At 70.4% G+C, this 402-nt stretch carries 1 protein-coding gene; it reads right to left on the bottom strand.

The genetic code is table 11. The annotated features are described in order from the left end of the window. Window positions 1-346, bottom strand: a 346-nt coding sequence (locus E2E34_RS35155) for a ribose-5-phosphate isomerase (RefSeq protein ID WP_138905815.1), incomplete at its 3' end; no start/stop codon positions are given. Window positions 347-402: the final 56 nt, after the last annotated feature.

Here is a 402-nt window from a genome sequence, read left to right as displayed (position 1 = left end):
CCTCCTGCGTGTGCATCCGGCCGCCGATCGAGATCACGTTGGCGTCGTTGTGCTCACGGCCGAGCGCCGCCGTCTGCTCGCTCCAGGCCAGTGCGGCGCGGACGCCCTTGACCTTGTTGGCGGCGATCTGCTCACCGTTGCCGGAGCCGCCGATCACGATGCCCAGGCTCTGCGGGTCCGCGGCGGTCTTCTCCGCGGCGCGCAGGCAGAACGGCGGGTAGTCGTCCACGGCGTCGTAGATGTGGGGGCCGCAGTCGACGGGCTCGTGCCCGTGGGCCTTCAGCCACTCGACGAGGTGGTTCTTGAGTTCGTATCCGGCATGGTCGGAACCGAGGTACACGCGCATGGGACGAGTGTGGCACGGGTGCGGCGGGGTAGCCGTCGCCGGGGTGGAGGCAGGGG

The organism is Streptomyces albidochromogenes (assembly GCF_005981925.1).
GTDB classification, from domain to species: domain Bacteria; phylum Actinomycetota; class Actinomycetes; order Streptomycetales; family Streptomycetaceae; genus Streptomyces; species Streptomyces albidochromogenes.
The sequence above is the reverse complement of the archived record's forward strand: the minus strand, read 5'-3'. Positions and strand labels throughout refer to the sequence as shown.